The 17,427-nt window shown below is 58.0% G+C and carries 16 protein-coding genes; 8 read left to right on the forward strand and 8 right to left on the reverse strand.

What is annotated here, in order from left to right:
• Positions 1–77: 77 nt before the first annotated feature.
• Positions 78–2,936 carry an excinuclease ABC subunit UvrA gene (uvrA, locus tag ACR0JA_RS02335; RefSeq protein ID WP_480569423.1) on the forward strand — a complete coding sequence of 953 codons (2,859 nt, stop codon included), beginning with the start codon at positions 78–80 and terminating at the stop codon, positions 2,934–2,936.
• Positions 2,937–2,980: 44 nt separating this feature from the next.
• Here the strand turns inward: uvrA and ACR0JA_RS02340 are convergent, their stop codons facing one another.
• From ACR0JA_RS02340 to ACR0JA_RS02350, 3 genes are all read right to left on the reverse strand, one after another.
• Positions 2,981–4,021 carry an enoyl-CoA hydratase/isomerase family protein gene (locus ACR0JA_RS02340; RefSeq protein ID WP_480569426.1) on the reverse strand — a complete coding sequence of 347 codons (1,041 nt, stop codon included), beginning with the start codon at positions 4,019–4,021 and terminating at the stop codon, positions 2,981–2,983.
• A gap of 7 nt (positions 4,022–4,028) precedes the next feature.
• Positions 4,029–5,171: an acyl-CoA dehydrogenase family protein gene (locus ACR0JA_RS02345; protein ID WP_480569429.1), complete on the reverse strand. Its 1,143-nt coding sequence runs from the start codon at positions 5,169–5,171 to the stop codon at positions 4,029–4,031.
• Positions 5,172–5,273: 102 nt separating this feature from the next.
• Complete coding sequence (locus ACR0JA_RS02350) at positions 5,274–6,389, reverse strand: carboxylate-amine ligase (RefSeq protein WP_480569432.1); 1,116 nt, start codon at positions 6,387–6,389, stop codon at positions 5,274–5,276.
• Positions 6,390–6,527: 138 nt separating this feature from the next.
• Here ACR0JA_RS02350 and ACR0JA_RS02355 point away from each other — a divergent pair, with 138 nt between their 5' ends.
• Positions 6,528–7,373 carry a class I SAM-dependent methyltransferase gene (locus ACR0JA_RS02355; RefSeq protein WP_480569435.1) on the forward strand — a complete coding sequence of 282 codons (846 nt, stop codon included), beginning with the start codon at positions 6,528–6,530 and terminating at the stop codon, positions 7,371–7,373.
• A gap of 77 nt (positions 7,374–7,450) precedes the next feature.
• On the forward strand, positions 7,451–7,927 hold the full coding sequence (locus ACR0JA_RS02360; protein WP_480569438.1) for a fasciclin domain-containing protein: 477 nt from the start codon (positions 7,451–7,453) through the stop codon (positions 7,925–7,927).
• A gap of 73 nt (positions 7,928–8,000) precedes the next feature.
• Here the strand turns inward: ACR0JA_RS02360 and ACR0JA_RS02365 are convergent, their stop codons facing one another.
• Together ACR0JA_RS02365 and ACR0JA_RS02370 are read right to left on the reverse strand one after the other, a co-directional pair.
• A complete protein-coding gene (locus tag ACR0JA_RS02365; RefSeq protein ID WP_480571114.1) occupies positions 8,001–8,585 on the reverse strand; it encodes a L,D-transpeptidase in 585 nt (194 codons plus the stop codon).
• A 194-nt stretch (positions 8,586–8,779) separates the two neighbouring features.
• The gene (locus tag ACR0JA_RS02370; RefSeq protein ID WP_480569441.1) at positions 8,780–10,279 is read right to left on the reverse strand and encodes a CoA-acylating methylmalonate-semialdehyde dehydrogenase; all 1,500 of its coding nucleotides are present in this window, start codon (positions 10,277–10,279) and stop codon (positions 8,780–8,782) included.
• Between the two features lie 103 nt (positions 10,280–10,382).
• Here ACR0JA_RS02370 and ACR0JA_RS02375 point away from each other — a divergent pair, with 103 nt between their 5' ends.
• The 3 genes from ACR0JA_RS02375 to coaD all read left to right on the forward strand — a co-directional run bounded on the left by ACR0JA_RS02375 (position 10,383) and on the right by coaD (position 12,361).
• Positions 10,383–11,285: a LysR family transcriptional regulator gene (locus ACR0JA_RS02375; protein ID WP_480569444.1), complete on the forward strand. Its 903-nt coding sequence runs from the start codon at positions 10,383–10,385 to the stop codon at positions 11,283–11,285.
• Between the two features lie 61 nt (positions 11,286–11,346).
• Positions 11,347–11,784, forward strand: a complete 438-nt coding sequence (locus ACR0JA_RS02380; protein ID WP_480569447.1) for a CBS domain-containing protein — start codon at positions 11,347–11,349, stop codon at positions 11,782–11,784.
• Positions 11,785–11,869: 85 nt separating this feature from the next.
• Positions 11,870–12,361: a pantetheine-phosphate adenylyltransferase gene (coaD, locus tag ACR0JA_RS02385; RefSeq protein ID WP_480569450.1), complete on the forward strand. Its 492-nt coding sequence runs from the start codon at positions 11,870–11,872 to the stop codon at positions 12,359–12,361.
• A 3-nt stretch (positions 12,362–12,364) separates the two neighbouring features.
• On the opposite strand, the gene ACR0JA_RS02390 is transcribed toward coaD, so the two are convergent.
• Positions 12,365–12,508 carry a hypothetical protein gene (locus ACR0JA_RS02390; RefSeq protein ID WP_039530472.1) on the reverse strand — a complete coding sequence of 48 codons (144 nt, stop codon included), beginning with the start codon at positions 12,506–12,508 and terminating at the stop codon, positions 12,365–12,367.
• Positions 12,509–12,580: 72 nt separating this feature from the next.
• Entirely contained in the window at positions 12,581–13,582 is a 1,002-nt protein-coding gene (gap, locus tag ACR0JA_RS02395; protein WP_480569453.1) for a type I glyceraldehyde-3-phosphate dehydrogenase, read from the reverse strand.
• A gap of 181 nt (positions 13,583–13,763) precedes the next feature.
• Between gap and ACR0JA_RS02400 the strand changes: the two genes are divergently transcribed.
• Entirely contained in the window at positions 13,764–14,735 is a 972-nt protein-coding gene (locus ACR0JA_RS02400) for a DUF808 domain-containing protein (protein ID WP_480569456.1), read from the forward strand.
• Between the two features lie 20 nt (positions 14,736–14,755).
• Entirely contained in the window at positions 14,756–15,163 is a 408-nt protein-coding gene (locus ACR0JA_RS02405; RefSeq protein WP_480569459.1) for a hypothetical protein, read from the forward strand.
• 46 nt (positions 15,164–15,209) lie between these two features.
• On the opposite strand, the gene tkt is transcribed toward ACR0JA_RS02405, so the two are convergent.
• Positions 15,210–17,234, reverse strand: coding sequence for a transketolase (gene tkt / locus ACR0JA_RS02410; protein WP_480569462.1), 2,025 nt, complete (start codon positions 17,232–17,234; stop codon positions 15,210–15,212).
• Positions 17,235–17,427: the final 193 nt, after the last annotated feature.

Genomic DNA, 17,427 nt, shown 5'->3' on the forward strand with positions numbered 1-17,427 from the left:
CACTTTGTTCTAACTTTTTTGTTGGAGACTCAGCGCGGCTCGCCTATTTCTAGGGAACTTGTTTGTTGGGGGCCGAAATGGCTGAGCTGAAGAATATCGAGGTACGCGGCGCGCGGGAACACAACCTCAAGAACATCGACGTAGATATTCCACGCGATCAGCTGGTCGTGATCACTGGCCTGTCCGGATCGGGCAAATCTTCGTTGGCTTTCGATACGATCTATGCCGAAGGGCAACGCCGCTATGTCGAAAGCCTGTCGGCCTATGCGCGGCAGTTTCTGGACATGATGGAAAAGCCCGATGTGGATCATATCAGCGGGCTTTCTCCGGCAATTTCGATCGAGCAGAAGACAACCTCGAAGAATCCGCGCTCGACGGTGGGGACCGTCACCGAGATTTACGACTACTTGCGTCTTTTGTTCGCACGCGCGGGTACGCCCTATAGCCCCGCGACCGGCCTGCCGATTGAGGCGCAGCAGGTGCAGGACATGGTCGACCGCATCATGACGATGGAGGAGGGGACGCGTGGGTATCTGCTTGCTCCCATCGTGCGTGACCGGAAGGGGGAATATAAGAAAGAGTTCCTTGAATTGCGCAAGCAGGGTTTTCAACGCGTCAAAGTCGATGGCGAGTTCTACGAGCTGGATGAACCGCCCACGCTGGACAAGAAATTCCGCCACGATATCGACGTTGTCGTTGACCGTCTTGTTGTTCGCGAGGGTATGGAAACCCGTCTGGCCGACAGTCTGCGCACGGCATTGGATCTTGCGGACGGAATTGCGGTTCTGGAAACTGCGCCGCGCGAAGGTGACGCCGAACGCATTACGTTCAGTGAGAATTTTGCCTGCCCTGTCAGCGGCTTCACCATCCCCGAGATTGAGCCGCGCCTGTTTTCATTCAATGCGCCGTTTGGTGCTTGCCCGGATTGTGACGGGCTTGGGGTCGAGCTGTTTTTTGACGAACGTCTCGTAGTGCCTGACCAGACGCTGAAACTGTACGACGGTGCTCTGGCCCCGTGGCGCAAAGGCAAGTCGCCCTATTTCTTGCAAACCATTGAAGCCATCGCGCGGCATTTTGAGTTCGACAAGAACACGCCGTGGAAAGATCTGCCCAAGAAGGTGCAGCAGGTATTTCTGCGCGGCTCGGGCGATGAGGAGATTCAATTCCGCTATGACGAAGGCGGGCGGGTCTATCAGGTCACGCGCAGTTTCGAGGGCGTTATTCCCAACATGGAGCGGCGCTATCGCGAAACCGATAGTGCGTGGATTCGAGAGGAGTTCGAGCGCTATCAGAACAATCGCCCCTGTGGTACCTGCGAAGGCTACCGCCTGCGCCCCGAGGCGCTGGCAGTAAAGATCGCTGGGCTACACGTGGGGCAGGTGGTCGAGATGTCGATCCGCGAGGCGCTGGCCTGGATCGAGGACGCGCCGAACCATCTGAGCGCTCAAAAAAACGAAATCGCGCGGGCAATTCTGAAGGAAATTCGCGAGCGACTCGGGTTCCTGAATAATGTGGGATTGGAATACCTTACGCTGTCACGTTCAAGCGGAACGCTGTCTGGTGGCGAAAGCCAACGCATCCGCTTGGCCAGTCAGATCGGTTCGGGGCTGACCGGGGTTCTCTACGTTCTTGACGAACCCTCCATCGGGTTGCACCAACGCGACAACGACCGTCTGCTGGGGACGCTCAAAAACCTTCGGGACCAGGGCAATACGGTTATCGTTGTAGAACATGACGAAGAGGCCATACGCGAGGCTGATTACGTCTTTGACATTGGTCCCGGCGCAGGGGTTCACGGCGGGCAGGTGGTCAGCCATGGCACGCCCGAGGTGATTGCCGGCGATGCGGCCTCGATCACCGGGCAGTATCTGGCAGGAACGCGCGAAATTGCGGTGCCTGCGGAACGCCGCAATGGCAAAAAGCATAAGGTCACAGTGGTCAAGGCAACCGGGAACAACCTAAAGAACGTCACGGCAGAGTTTCCTCTGGGCAAGTTTGTCTGCGTTACAGGTGTTTCTGGCGGTGGCAAGTCCACCTTGACGATCGAGACGCTGTTCAAAACCGCTTCGATGCGTCTGAATGGCGCGCGGCAGACGCCAGCGCCCTGCGAAACGATCAAGGGGCTGGAACATCTGGATAAGGTCATCGACATCGACCAGCGTCCGATCGGGCGGACTCCGCGTTCGAATCCAGCGACTTACACCGGGGCCTTCACCCCGATCCGTGACTGGTTTGCCGGACTGCCCGAGGCCAAGGCGCGGGGGTACAAGCCCGGCCGGTTCAGCTTTAATGTCAAGGGCGGTCGGTGTGAGGCCTGCCAGGGCGACGGTGTCATCAAGATCGAGATGCACTTCCTGCCCGACGTCTATGTCACTTGCGAGACTTGCAAGGGCGCGCGGTACAACCGCGAAACGCTTGAGATCAAGTTCAAAGGCAAGTCGATCGCGGATGTGCTTGATATGACGGTGGAAGACGCGCAGGAGTTCTTTAAAGCCGTGCCCTCGATCCGGGATAAGATGGATGCTCTGGCGCGGGTCGGATTGGGTTATATCAAGGTTGGCCAGCAGGCGACGACCTTGTCGGGGGGTGAGGCGCAGCGGGTGAAGCTGTCGAAAGAGCTCAGCAAGCGATCGACCGGGCGGACGCTGTACATTCTGGACGAACCGACCACGGGTCTGCATTTCGAAGATGTGCGCAAGCTGTTGGAAGTGCTGCATGAATTGGTCGATCAGGGCAACACCGTTGTGGTGATCGAACACAATTTGGACGTTGTCAAAACCGCAGACTGGATCATCGATATCGGTCCCGAGGGCGGTGATGGCGGAGGTCAGATCGTGGCCGAAGGAACGCCCGAAGACGTGGCGCAGGTCGAGCGCAGCCATACAGGGCGATATCTGAAGCCAATGCTGGATGGGCGCGCCGTAGCCGCCGAATAGATTTTTACGTCTGGTTTCGTCCGGTTGATCACAACGCTTGCGGTTCAATCGTCCGGAAAAGTCAGGGCGTTCTGTCCCAGCGGTTCCAGCATCCTGGAAACTGCGTCCGCCGGAACATCGCCGCCGGAATACTTCCAGTTCGGATTGCGATCCTTATCGATGATCAGGGCGCGGATACCTTCCATTATGTCTCCGTGCTCCATCGACCGGTATGTGAATCTGTATTCCATGCCCAATGCGGTCCGCAAACCGAACGCTGGTCCACGCAATCTGCCCAGCATTTCGATTGTGCATGCCATTGAAAGCGGGGAGTTTCGATGCATGGTTGCCAGAGATTGGGCGGCGAATTCGGTATCCAGCGCGCGGAGGGCGCCCATGGCTTCCGCCAAGGTTTCGCCTTTGAAACAGTGGTTTATGTCGTCTTGCATACCCGCAAGATCGCCATCCGGTGGTGTTTGCGCATGCTCTGCGATGAAATCCGCTTGGCCGGACGCTTCGAGTATCTCGATCAGGTCTGGCCATTCGGACTGAGGCACAAAGTGATCCGCAAACCCGGCCAGTATTGCGTCTGCCGCGCCCATTCTGTGACCGGTTGTCCCCAAGTATTCGCCCAGACGTCCGGGTGCCTGCGCCAGCATCAACGTACCCCCGACATCCGGGACCAGCCCGATTGCGCATTCTGGCATCGCTATCCGAGAGGTCTCGCCCACGATCCTGTGGCTGCCGTGGCACCCGATGCCAACACCACCGCCCATCGTGAACCCTTGCAAGAAGGTGATCACGGGTTTGGGGTATTCGTAGATCAACGCGTTCAGGCGGTATTCATCGCGCCAGAATTGTCGACCGTAGGCAAATTCGCGTTTCATGCCTCTTTCATAAAGCTCGGCAATATCGCCACCGGCACAAAAGGCTTTGTCGCCCTCGGCGTCCATTATGACCAGATCGACTGCATCATCCTCGCGCCAGTTGCGCAATGCGCTGTCGATGGCCATGCACATATCATAGCTCAGCGCGTTCAGGGCCTTGGGGCGCGTCAGTGTGATGCGTCCGGCGCGTCCGGTCGTGCGAATGTCGATGTCGGGCATGGGATCCTCAGCGATGGGTCAGCATCTGTCGCGCAACGATCACGCGCATGATTTCATTTGTGCCTTCCAGTATCTGATGCACGCGCAGGTCGCGCACAAGCTTTTCGATGCCATAATCAGCAAGGTATCCGTAACCCCCGTGCAATTGCAGGCACTGATCCACGACCTTTGATCCGGTTTCGGTGACAAACTTCTTGGCCATAGCGCAGAACTTGGTCGCATCCGGCGCCTGGTTGTCCAGTTTCCACGCTGCCTGCCGCAGAAAGACTCGCGCGGCCTGAAGTTCGATCTCCATATCCGCCAGACGGAATTGCAGCGCCTGAAACTGATCAATGCTCTGCCCGAATGCCTTGCGTTCGGACATGTATTGCAGCGTCGCATCCAGACCCGCTTGCGCGGCGCCCAAAGAACACGAGGCGATGTTCAGGCGACCGCCATCCAAACCCATCATGGCGTATTTGAAACCGTCGCCTTCGACGCCAAGCAGATTGCCGGACGGGATTTTACAATCATCGAATTGAACTTGCGCGGTAGGTTGGCTTTTCCACCCCATTTTCTGCTCCAACGCACCAAAGCTGAGGCCCGGGGTGCCGTCTTCGACATAGACCGTCGATATGCCCTTGGGGCCGTTTTCACCAGTCCGCACCATGCAGATATAGGCGTCAGAATATCCACCGCCCGAGATAAAGGCCTTGGTTCCGTTTAGAGTGAACCCCTCATTCGTTCGTTCGGCCCGGGTTTTTAGCGCCGCAGCGTCCGAGCCCGAACCCGGCTCGGTCAGGCAATAGCTGAGGACAGTGTTCAGACCCAGCACGTCCGGCATGATCCGCGACTTCAGGTCGTCATCCGCGAAACTGTCCAACATCTTGGCGCACATGTTGTGGATCGACAGAAATGCCGCGACCGAGGGGCAGGCCATCGACAGGGCCTCGAACACCAGCGTCGCGTCCAGCCGGGAAAGCCCGGACCCTCCGCCATCCTCTGATACGTACAGCCCGCCGAACCCCAGCTCTCCGATCTTGGGCCAAAGTTCTTTCGGGATCGTGCCATCGGTTTCCCACTGGCGGGCGAATGGGGCGATGTGGTCCTGTCCAAAGGCATAGGCCATGTCGAATATGGCTGTCTGTTCCTCGGTCAGCGCGAAATCCATGGCGGGCGATCCCTGTTGGCTGTGGAATTGAACAAGTGTTTTATTCCGCAATTCTTACAGAAGTTTTGCAGCCCGGCAATTGGTAGTAAGCGCTGTTGGCAATTACAGGTCGGCGTGAAATTCCCCGATCAGATGTTCGACCACGGCCTTACCGGGGTCCGCGCCGCGGGCTGCAGCCTCGGCATAGACGCGTCTTTGCCGGGTCGCCGAGGTGCCGTTTTCGGCAATCTGACGCAGCCGGGCCAGTTCGGTCATGGTGCCCAGGGCTTCGGCATCTTCGGCCAGCATGCCCATCAGTTCGCCCATCAGATCCGCCATCGGTGTGATCGAGCGGTCGCCGAAATCGATCAGACCTTCGCCCACGCCATAGCGTTGTGCACGCCAACGGTTTTCGCCGATCAGAAAGCGGTCATATTGCCGCCAACGCAGATTGCGGTCCTTGAGACGGCACAGCATCCGGGTCAGCGCCTGCGTCAATGCGGCGAGGGACAGGGTATGCTCCATCCGGGGCTGCACATCCATGATCCGCGTCTCAAGCGTTGGAAAGCGATGCGACGGGCGCAAGTCCCACCAGATTTTCGAAGTATCCTCGATCACCCCAAGTTCGACCAGAATTCCGGTCGTTCGCTCATATTCCGCCCAACTTCCGAAAATGGGCGGCAGACCGGTTCGGGGCAGGTTGTCGAACACAGTCAGGCGATACGAAGAAAGCCCTGTATCCTCGCCATTCCAATACGGGGACGAAGTGGACAGGGCCAGGAGATGTGGCAGGAAATAGGCCAGTTGCGGTATCAGATCAGCGCGCAATGCGGGGTCCTCGACCCCGATGTGTACATGCATGCCGCAGATCAGCATACGGCGCGCGACACCGCCCAGCGCATGTTGCAGCGCGTCATAGCGTTCTTTCCGGGTGTGGGTCTGGTCCTTCCAATTGGCAAACGGATGGCATGAGACCGCGATGGGGGCAAGATTGTACTCGGCGGCGCGTTGGGCGACGCAGGAACGCAGCCGCTTCAGGTCTTCACGCGCGCTTTTGATCGTTGCGTGGGGGCGGGTGCCGACCTCGATCTGGCATTGCAGAAATTCCGGGCTGACCTGACCCTGAAAATCGGCTTGGCAGGCCTCCATCAGCGCATCCGGGGCCTCGGCAAGCTGCAGACTGTCCTGGTCGACCAGCAGATACTCTTCTTCGATGCCCAGCGTAAATTCTTGCTGCATGGTGTCCCCCGTCGTTCAGGTTGGACCAGTGAATACGGAATTTTTCAGTTTGCCAAGGGTTTGGCACGGTACCGCTTGCGAAGCCCCGGCAAGCGGGGGTATGGATCGCGGCAACAACAACTCTTGGGAGCGGACCGCGTGAAACCCAGAAAATTCCCCCGGATTAACGCCATTCTGGATCGATTTGGCGTCAAGCTGATCGACAAGGTGACCGAGCGGGACGAGCGCGCGCGGCTGGAAGCCTTTGAAGCGGCAGGTGGCCTGACCCGTCCTGCCTATGCCCTGTCCCCGGGCATGGAAGAGTTCGACCTGACGCAACTGACGGCGGAGTATCAGCAACACGCAGCCGCGCTGGAGGCGCTGAAAGACCCCGCGCGCAATCAGACCGGATATCGGATCGGCAATGGCTATTATGACAGCCCGGATGCGGATGCGTTGTACCTGATGATCCGTCGATTTCAGCCCAAGCGCGTGATCGAGGTCGGCTGTGGCAACTCGACCCGCGTGACACGACAGGCTATCATCGACGGCGGCTTGCAGACCCGGATCACCGCGATCGACCCTTACCCGCGCGCCGATATTGCGCATGTTGTCGATGCCTTCGAACAAAAACGTCTGGAAGAGGTCGATCCTGCGCTGTTCGACCAGCTTGAAGCAGGTGACGTCTTGTTCATCGACTCAAGCCATGTCGTGCGGATGAGCAACGATGTAGCCCATCTGTTCTGCCGGATCATCCCGACGTTGAAACCCGGAGTGGTGATCCATGTGCATGACGTTTTTTTACCCTATGAATATCCCAAGCGTTTCTTCTATGACTGCCCCGGATGGGCCGAACAGTACATGCTGCATGCGTTGCTTCAATCTGGTTCGTTTTCAATGCTTTGGCCCGGATACTATCTGCAACAGGCGCGACCTGAAGCTGCTGAATCTTTACCCTTTCTGAACGAGGGTCGGGCGCAAAGTATCTGGGTGCAGGTCAAATAACTCTGATCCCAAAGTGATCCGCTATCAGCAACCTGCCGTACCCCTTTCCATAACCAACCGGAGAGGAGAAGACAGTTATGTTTCGCCGCACATTCATGGGCGCCGCCGCCGCCATGGCGTTTGCACTGCCGCTCAAGGCCCAGGCCGCAGATATCGTCGATACCGCAGTATCGGCAGGATCATTCAACACACTGGTCGCCGCCGTCCAGGCTGCAGGCCTTGTCGACACGCTGAAGGGTGATGGCCCGTTCACCGTATTCGCACCCACGGATGAGGCCTTTGCCGCTTTGCCCGAAGGCACGGTTGAAACGCTGCTGAAGCCCGAAAACAAGGACCAGCTTGTGTCGATTCTGACCTACCACGTTGTCCCGGCCAAGGTGATGTCCGGCGACATTGCAGGCAAGCGCGCGAAAGTTCTTACAGTTCAGGGTGACCGGCTGAGCGTGAATGCCAGAAACGGCGTCAAGGTGAACGATGCAAAGGTGATTCAGGCCGATATCGAGGCCAGCAACGGCGTCATTCACGTGGTCGATGCAGTCATCCTGCCCGAATAAATTCGTCATGACCCCCTGACGACAAAGCCCCGGTCCAAATGGCCGGGGCTTTTCTTGTTGGATCCGGTCTGGATCAGACCAGACGCACTTGGGTTCCGACCTGTACCAGCGGATAGAGTTCCTCGACATGCTGGTTGTAGAGGCCGATACATCCCGATGAGCTTTGGCGGCCGATCTTTCGGGTGTCGTGGGTGCCATGAACCAAATAGGCCGGCCATCCCAGATACATCGCGCGGGTGCCCAGCGGGTTGCCCGGGTCGCCACCCTCCATCCGTACAGGCAGGGATGGGTCGCGTTCGCGCATCGAGGCGGTAGGCGTCCAGCTTGGATTCTCGGTCTTGCGGACCACTTTGGTGTAGCCGCGCTTGGTCAGTTCCTCGCTCATCGGAACCGAACTTGGGTACAGCTTATAGGTGCCGTCTGGTGCCCAATAGTGCACCGCGCGGCTGGTGATATCGGCCAGCAAACATCCGACACCGATCTCGTCGAAATGATCCTGCCAGTTCTGCTGCGAGAACGAAGAGGTGTTCCGGCGTACCGGCAGTTGCGTACTGATTGCCTCTTCGTCTTGCGGAAATGCATCAATGCTTTGCGCCCGGACAAGGGCAGGGGTCGCCAGCAGGGACGTCACGCCCAGCAGGGCAGAGCGGCGGGTCATGCGGGAATTGGACAAGGCTGCCTCCGAAGGAAAATCTGCTCGTAATCTGTAGTTGGCGGCAAAATATTATTCCGCGCCTTGTTTTACTAGGGGGCGGAGGCTGAATTTCTCGTGATTGCGTGTGCTAGGCTGTATTTTGCAATAGGCCCGACCCCAAAACGGGGCCGGGCCTTTGTGATTTCGATGGCGATCGATCAGTCCATTGCCTTGAAGTTGAACTCGCCACCTTCCTTGATGCCCGACGGCCAGCGTGCGGTCACGGTTTTGGTGCGGGTATAGAACTTGAAGCTGTCGGGTCCATGCTGGTTCAGGTCACCAAACATGGATTTCTTCCAGCCGCCAAAGGTGTGATAGGCCAGCGGAACCGGGATCGGGACGTTGATGCCAACCATGCCGATGTTCACGCGGCTGGCAAAGTCGCGCGCCGTGTCACCATCGCGGGTGAAGATTGCGGTGCCGTTTCCGTATTCGTGATCCATTGCCAGTTTCAGGGCTTCTTCGTAGGAACCGGCACGAACCGTGCTAAGGACCGGACCAAAGATTTCCTGCCTGTAGATGTCCATGTCGGGCGTGACGTGATCGAACAGGTGCGGGCCGACGAAGAACCCGTTCTCATAGCCTTGCATGCTGAAATCGCGGTTGTCGACGACCAGCTTTGCGCCTTGCTCGACACCCGAATTGATCAGGCCCAGAATGCGTTCCTTGGAGGCTGCAGTCACGACCGGCCCCATGTCGACATCGTCACCGGCGGTATAGGGACCAACTTTCAGCTTTTCGACCCGTGGGATCAGCTTTTCGATCAGCGCGTCTGCAGTTTCTTCACCAACCGGCACCGCAACCGAAACCGCCATGCAGCGTTCGCCTGCCGCACCGAAACCGGCGCCAACCAGCGCATCTGCGGCCTGATCCATGTCGGCGTCAGGCATGACGATCATGTGGTTCTTGGCGCCGCCAAAGCACTGCGCGCGTTTGCCGTTCGCCGTCGCGCGGCTGTAGATGTACTGCGCCACCGGGGTCGAACCAACAAAGCTGATGCCTTGGATGATCTCGCTGTCCAGAATGGTGTCGACGGCCTCTTTGTCGCCATTCACAACCTGGAACACGCCTTTGGGCAGACCGGCCTCGACGAACAGTTCCGCCAGCATCAGCGGCACCGAGGGGTCACGCTCGGAAGGTTTCAGAACCACAGCGTTACCGCAGGCCAGTGCCGGGCCGACGTGCCACAGCGGCATCATGGCCGGGAAGTTGAACGGCATGATCGAGCCCACAACGCCAAGCGGCTGACGCATCGAATACATGTCGATGCCCGGACCGGCGCTGTCGGTGTACTCGCCCTTCAACATTTGCGGCGCACCGATGCAGTATTCGATCACTTCCAAACCGCGCTGCAAGTCGCCCTTTGCGTCGGGGATGGTCTTGCCGTGTTCACGGCTGAGAACCTCGGCCAGTTTGTCCATGTCGCGATTCATCAGCGCGACCATCTTCATCATCACGCGCGCACGTTTCTGCGGGTTGGTTGCACCCCATTCGACCTGCGCGGCGGCAGCGTCTTCGATGGCCGCAGTGGTTTCGGCTGCACTCGCCATCGGGCACTTGTACTGCACTTCGCCGGTCGCCGGGTTGAAGACATCATCGAAACGGCCGGATGTGCCCGCCACCATTGAGCCGTTCAGGAAATGGGTCAGATCGTTCATTTCAAACTCCTCTGGAATATTTGCGCGCAGAATAGAGTTGCAAAAATGGCTTGAACAGAGGCATCTTCTCAAAGATGTTTTGCAAAAATGCAAAGGCGGTTAAGTGAATCCAAATTGGGACGACATGCGGGTGTTTCTTGCCGTCGCGCGCGAAGAAAGCCTGTCGGCGGCGGGGCGGTTGCTCAAATTGGATCCGGCAACGGTTGGTCGTCGGATTTCCCGGCTCGAATCCGATCTGAAGGCGACGCTTTTTACGAAATCGCAACAGGGATACGTTCTGACCTCGGTTGGGGAACGGCTTCTGGATCACGGCATGCAAGCAGAAGAAGCGATGCGCGCGGCAGCCGGGGCGATGGCAGGATCCTCGAAAACGCTGAGTGGGCAGATCCGCATCGGCGCACCCGATGGCAGCGCGAATTATTTGTTGCCGCAAGTCTGCGGCAAAATCAGTGATGCCAATCCCGATCTCGACATTCAAATTCTGGCGCTGCCTCGCGTCATCAACCTGTCGCGGCGCGAAGCCGACATGGCGGTTACGGTCAGCATTCCCACTGGCGGTAAACTGCTGGTGCAGAAAATCTGTGATTACAAGCTGCACCTGGTGGCAACAGCCGAATATCTGAGCGCTCACGACGACGTGCGCTTGGTTTCGGACCTGAAGGGCCACCGAATGATCGGGTACATACCAGACATGATATTCGATCGCGAGTTGGACTATCTGGTCGATATAGGTGTCGACCGTGTCGCATTGGCATCAAATTCGGTCTCAGTGCAGCTGCGTCAGGTCAGCTTTGGAACCGGTATCTGCGTCGCGCATGACTTTACGCTTCCGTTTCACTCGAACCTCAGAAAAATCCTGACGGATCAGGTCAGTCTGACCCGCAGTTTCCACCTGGTGCGCCATCAGGGAGATCAGCGAAACGAGCGATTGAATCGATTTGCTCAGGCTTTGACGCATGGCCTGCGCGAAGAAGTCGCACGGCTGGAAGCCCAAGCTTCACCTTGACAGGTACCGGCATTCCGGCAACCTTTTGGAAAACAGTACGTTATTTCGGAGGTTTTTTTGTATGCTTGTTCAAGCCATTCTTAAATCCAAGGCGACAGAAGGCGTGGTGACGGTCGAGCCGACCGCGACGGTTTCGGAAGCTGCGAAAATTCTGGCCGAAAGACGTATCGGGACGGTTGTTGTCTCCAAAGACGGTGGGCAGACGGCAGAAGGGATATTGTCGGAACGCGATATTGTTCGCGAACTGGCGGCGAGCGGCAGCGGGTGCCTGACAAAAGCTGTCGAAACATACATGACGCATGACCTGATAACGGCGACGTTGCAGGATACGGTGCAGGACGTTCTGTCGCAAATGACCGAAGGCCGTTTTCGTCACATGCCGGTGCTGGAGAATGGCCAGCTGGTCGGCATCGTGACCCTTGGTGACGCCGTCAAAGCGCAGTTGGCCGAACTTGCGATGGAAAAAGATGCGTTGGAAGGCATGATTATGGGGCACTGAGACCCCAACGCGTCGTGACTGCCTCTTGCGCCAGCGGTGAAGTTATGTTTGCTTGCGCAGAAATTTTGTTGCGCGGGAGCACCTGATGCGCGTTGGATTATATCCCGGAACCTTTGATCCCATAACTCTGGGCCACATTGACATCATTCGCCGCGCCGCAGCGCTGGTGGACAAGCTGGTGATCGGTGTTGCAATCAACCGGGACAAGGGACCGCTGTTCACGCTCGAAGAACGCGTCGGCATGATTGAGGCCGAATGCGCGCACCTGTCGGATCAGACCGGGACTGAAATCGTGGCGCACCCATTCGAAAATCTTCTTATCGACTGCGCGCGCGACGTGGGCGCTCAGATCATCGTGCGCGGTCTGCGCGCGGTTGCAGACTTTGAGTACGAATTTCAGATGGTTGGCATGAATCGTGCGCTGGACAACTCGGTCGAGACGGTATTCCTGATGGCTGAGGCCAAGCATCAGGCGATCGCGTCGAAACTGGTCAAAGAAATTGCGCGGCTTGATGGCGATGTGTCGAAATTTGTCACCCCCAGCGTCAATGCAGCTCTGCGCGAAAGACTGGGTTAGCGATCACCGCCAGAAAGCGAGCCAATCGAGGAAATCGTAGAGTTTCTTGCCCAGAAACAACAGATGTTCGGTGCCGACCAGGGCAACGTCCAGCATCACGCCTCCGAGGATGAGAACACCAAGCCATATGGCGATTTGATTGGTCATCGGTTGCCCTGAACGAAAATGCCCGCCCAGATAACCTGAGCGGGCAAACGGGTTCAAGCAGAGTCGGTCAAGTCAGTTAAGACGACCCATTGCAACCGCGACATCTGCCATTCGGACCGAGAAACCCCATTCATTGTCATACCATGCCAGAACGCGCACCATGCGGTTGTCAACAACGCGGGTCTGGTCCGGCGCGAAGATCGAGCTTTCTTCGGTATGGTTGAAATCGGTGGATACCAGCGGTGCCGGTTCAAAACCCAGAACGCGCTGCATCGGGCCTTTGGCGGCCTCTTCAACGATGGCGTTCACTTCTTCGACGGATACGTCGCGCGATGCGCGGAAGCTTAGGTCAACAGCCGAGACATTCGGGGTAGGTACGCGGATGGCCGATCCGTCCAGGCGGCCTTTGAGGTTCGGCAGAACCTCACCCAGTGCCGCAGCGGCCCCTGTCGAGGTCGGGATCATCGACATGGCAGCAGCGCGGGCGCGGTACAGATCGCTGTGACGGCGGTCAAGAGTTGGCTGGTCGCCGGTATAGGCATGGATCGTGGTCATGATGCCGTGTTCGATGCCGATACCTTCGTCCAATACCTTGGCAAGCGGAGCCAGGCAGTTCGTGGTGCACGAGCCGTTCGAGACCATGTTGTCATTGGCGGCCAGGGTGTTGTGGTTCACACCGAACACGATGGTTTTGTCGACATTCTTGCCGGGGGCCGACAGAAGAACCTTACGTGCGCCACGTTCCAGGTGGGTCTTTGCCTTAAGCCCGTCGTTAAACTTGCCGGTGCATTCCAGAACGACGTCGCAGCCTTCCCAGTCCAGTTCATTCATATCGTAGGTCGAGAACATCTCCATCGGGCCACGGCCCAGATCCATGGTGCTGCCTTCGATCGAGATATCGCGCGGGAAACGTCCGTGGATGCTGTCATACTTCAGCAGATGCGCCGAAGTTTCCAGTGGGCCGGTCGCGTTGACCTTGATCACCTCGATGTCGTTGCGGGCCGAGGCCGCAATATGCGACAGCGTACAGCGGCCAATACGGCCAAAACCATTGATACCGACCTTGATGGTCATGTGACGTCTCCAAATCCGCTTGCTTTACCGCGCATATAACGGCGAAACCGGAATCTCAAAAGGGCAAAAACGGCATATTTTTAAGGTGTTAGCGCAAACCTCGTCCGGTTGCGCTAACGCTTGCGCTAGCCGTTGGATCGGTTAGGGTCCGATAGCGACGGATGAAAAGAAAGGAAGCGCGATGAGTGGTCTTTTGGCCCTTTTGGACGATGTGGCAGGGATCGCCAAAGTTGCAGCCTCATCCGTTGACGATGTTGTCGCGGCTGCGGGCAAAGCAGGGGCAAAGACCGCAGGTGTTATCATCGATGATGCCGCCGTGACGCCGAAATACGTGCAGGGATTTGCCCCGGCGCGCGAGTTGCCAATCATCTGGCGCATCGCGCGCGGCTCGATATTCAACAAGATCATCCTGCTATTGCCGGTGGCTTTGCTGTTGGCGAATTTTGCACCCTGGCTGATTACGCCTTTGTTAATGATCGGCGGGTCATATTTGTGTTTTGAAGGTGCTGAAAAGATCTTTCACGTGCTGTTTCCCCATGGCAGCCACGTCATCGACGAGGACATGAAGATCAAAGACCCAGGCCATCTGGAAGAACAGAAGGTCAAGGGCGCGATCAAGACCGATTTTATCCTGTCGGCTGAGATCATGACCATCGCTTTGGCCGCGATCGAGGCCCCGAATATCTGGATGCAGGCGGCGACACTGGCGGTTGTGGGAATTGGGGTGACGGTCGCCGTTTATGGATCGGTGGCTCTGATCGTGAAGATGGATGATGTGGGTTTGTACCTTGCGCAGAACGCACCGACGCCGGTCGGGCGCGGATTGGGCAGGGGCCTTGTCCGGGCGATGCCAGGTGTGATGAAAACGCTTTCTGTTGTTGGCACAGCTGCAATGTTGTGGGTCGGTGGGTCTATCGTCATTCACGGAATGGAGGTTTTGGGCTTTGGCTGGTTGGGGCACCATATCCACGACTGGGCCTATGCCATCGGTCATTCGGTCGCGACGCAATGGGTCGCGGCCGTGGAGTGGATATCCAAGGCCACAATGGACGGAGTCTTTGGTCTGGCCTGGGGATTGGTGCTGATACCGGTGGCGACGAAGGTGATTGGGCCGTTGATCTCAAAGTCGTCTCACTCAAACGGTTCTCACTGATTCACAAACGGAGCATCAAGGTGGATGCTGATCAACCCATCATTCGTCTTGTAGCAAAACGCCGTAAAACCAAGGCATCCGGTCTAACGAGCGGCGGGTTGTCTTCGATGTTGTCGGCACTCAGCATCGCTGCGGAAGAAATGCCGTTTGACAAGGACGAGCTGTTTCGGTTCCTGCACGTTCGCATTCACACTGCGCGCTCTGCGCGGCGTCGAGCAAGCTGGATCGGTGGCCGGATTTTTAACGCTTTGTCCGGTCAGTCTGCGGAGTACGTTCCGTTGACAGGTACGCATCTGCGACAAGCTTTGTCTTGCATCGGATTGCAAGCACCGGAGCAGGTGTTGGTTCAGGGGCGCTATGAGTTGCGATTGGATTACGCCGAGCGCGCGTATGATCGGCTTAAGACAGAGGCAGGTAAATCCAATTGAAAAGGGCGGCCAAAGCCGCCCTTTGCTTGATGCTAAGTGCCGTGGCTCACTGCCCCAACAATTCCTTGACCTTGGCAACTGTCGCCTCAGACGTGATGCCGAAATGCTTGTAAAGCTCGCCTGCGGGCGCTGAGGCGCCAAAGCTGGACATGCCGATGAAACCGGCTTTGGCTTCGCGGCCACGCTCGCCCAGCAACCAGCGGTCCCAACCTCCGGCGCGGACGGCGGCCTCGATGCCGACGCGGACGGGGCCACCGGGCAAGACGCGCTTGCGATAGGCTTCGTCTTGTTGCGCAAACAGTTCCATGCAGGGCATCGAGACGACGCGGGTGCCGATCCCTTCGGCCTCGAGCATCGCCTTTGCTTCCATAGCCAGCGATACCTCGGAGCCGGTTGCGATCAGGATCGCCTGACGTTTGCTTTCGGCTTCGGCCAGAACGTAGGCACCTTGAGCGACCAGGTTCTTGGTCTTGTGATCCTTGCGCACCGTCGGCACGCCCTGACGGGTCAGCGACAGGACCGAAGGGCTGTCTTTGAAGGTCAGCGCCAGTTCCCACGCTTCGGCGGTTTCGACCGTATCAGCAGGGCGGAAGACATAGGTGTTCGGCGTCGCGCGCGAGATCGCCAAATGTTCAACCGGCTGGTGAGTCGGTCCGTCCTCGCCCAGACCGATCGAGTCGTGGGTCATCACGAACACGCTGGGCACTTTCATCAGTGCAGCGAGACGCATGGACGGGCGGGCATAATCGGTGAAGGCCATGAACGTGCCGCCATAGGGGCGGATGCCGCCATGCAACGCCATGCCATTCATCGCCGCGGCCATGCCGTGCTCGCGAATGCCATAGTGAATGTAGCGACCCTTGCGGTTTTCCGGCAGGAAGACGCCCATATCAGCCGACTTGGTGTTGTTCGATCCGGTCAGGTCGGCCGAGCCGCCTACGGTCTCGGTCATGATCGGGTTCACGACGTTCAGAACTTTCTCGGACGAGGCGCGGGTGGCCAGCTTTGGCTGTTCCTCTGAGATCTGTTTCTTGAAGGAACGGATCGCTCCGGCCAGCTTCTTGGGGGTGTCAAACGCGTAGGCGCGGTTGAATTCGGCCTGCTTGCGCTCGGACAGTTGTGCAAAGCGCTCGTCCCAGGCCGCACGCTCGGCTGCACCACGGGCCCCGATGGCTTCCCATGCGGATTTAACATCTGCCGGAATGTGAAACGCCTCATGCGGCCATCCATAGCCTTCTTTGGCGGCTTTCAGTTGATCCTGATCGGTCAGTGCACCGTGACCTTTCGAGGTGTCCTGAGCGGCGTGACCCAGCGCGATATGGCTTTCGCACGCAATCATGGTTGGCTTGTTCGACTTTTTCGCCTGGACGATGGCGGCGTCGATTGCCTGCGGATCATGTCCGTCGATCTCGATGACCTGCCAACCGGATGCGGCAAAACGCTTCACCTGATCAGTGCGATCGGCCATGTCTACCGTGCCGTCGATGGTGATGTTGTTGTTGTCCCAGAACACGATCAGTTTGCCGAGTTCATGACGTCCGGCCAACGTAATCGCCTCTTGGCTGACGCCTTCCATCAGGCAGCCGTCGCCTGCGATCACGTAAGTATAGTGGTCGACGACCTTCTTGCCGTAATGCGCGCGCTGGATTTCTTCGGCCATGGCGAAGCCAACGGCGTTTGAAATGCCCTGACCCAGTGGCCCGGTCGTGGTCTCGATCCCGTCAACCAGGAAGTTTTCCGGGTGACCCGCTGTTTTTGCGCCCAACTGGCGGAAGTTCTTGATCTCGTCCAGTGTGACGTCAGCGTGGCCGGTAAGGTAGAGCAGCGAATAGACCAGCATCGAGCCGTGACCAGCCGACAGGATGAACCGGTCGCGGTCCGGCCAGTTCGGCGCGGAAGCGTCGAATTTCAGGTGCTTTTCGAACAGGACGGTCGCGACATCGGCCATGCCCATAGGCATGCCGGAATGGCCGGAATTGGCGGCGGCGACGGCATCAAGGGTCAGGGTGCGGATGGCCGCCGCTTTGTCCCAGTGTTCGGGGTTTGCATTGCGCAGCGCAGTCAGGTCCACGGGCGTTGTTCCTTTGGATTACAAGCAGATTGTGGGCTGCATACCATTCACCCCCCAAAGTGCAAGCGGAACCGGGCCAAAGGGCTTCAGACCGCTTCAAGAGCGCGGCCCAAGTCTTTGAAAGCAAACAGTGGGTATTTTCCGCAACATTCCGTTAGACTAAGGCTGAGAGCCGCCGTCCGTGATTCGGTCA

Source organism: Ruegeria sp. AM4 (assembly GCF_056540665.1).

Coding starts and splice junctions, on each gene's coding strand:
- ACR0JA_RS02390 (WP_039530472.1), bottom strand. CDS start 12,508: ATGACCAATCAAATCGCCATATGGCTTGGTGTTCTCATCCTCGGAGGC.
- coaD (WP_480569450.1), top strand. CDS start 11,870: ATGCGCGTTGGATTATATCCCGGAACCTTTGATCCCATAACTCTGGGC.
- ACR0JA_RS02340 (WP_480569426.1), bottom strand. CDS start 4,021: ATGCCCGACATCGACATTCGCACGACCGGACGCGCCGGACGCATCACA.
- ACR0JA_RS02380 (WP_480569447.1), top strand. CDS start 11,347: ATGCTTGTTCAAGCCATTCTTAAATCCAAGGCGACAGAAGGCGTGGTG.
- ACR0JA_RS02360 (WP_480569438.1), top strand. CDS start 7,451: ATGTTTCGCCGCACATTCATGGGCGCCGCCGCCGCCATGGCGTTTGCA.
- ACR0JA_RS02345 (WP_480569429.1), bottom strand. CDS start 5,171: ATGGATTTCGCGCTGACCGAGGAACAGACAGCCATATTCGACATGGCC.
- gap (WP_480569453.1), bottom strand. CDS start 13,582: ATGACCATCAAGGTCGGTATCAATGGTTTTGGCCGTATTGGCCGCTGT.
- ACR0JA_RS02365 (WP_480571114.1), bottom strand. CDS start 8,585: ATGACCCGCCGCTCTGCCCTGCTGGGCGTGACGTCCCTGCTGGCGACC.
- ACR0JA_RS02370 (WP_480569441.1), bottom strand. CDS start 10,279: ATGAACGATCTGACCCATTTCCTGAACGGCTCAATGGTGGCGGGCACA.
- ACR0JA_RS02350 (WP_480569432.1), bottom strand. CDS start 6,389: ATGCAGCAAGAATTTACGCTGGGCATCGAAGAAGAGTATCTGCTGGTC.
- ACR0JA_RS02400 (WP_480569456.1), top strand. CDS start 13,764: ATGAGTGGTCTTTTGGCCCTTTTGGACGATGTGGCAGGGATCGCCAAA.
- uvrA (WP_480569423.1), top strand. CDS start 78: ATGGCTGAGCTGAAGAATATCGAGGTACGCGGCGCGCGGGAACACAAC.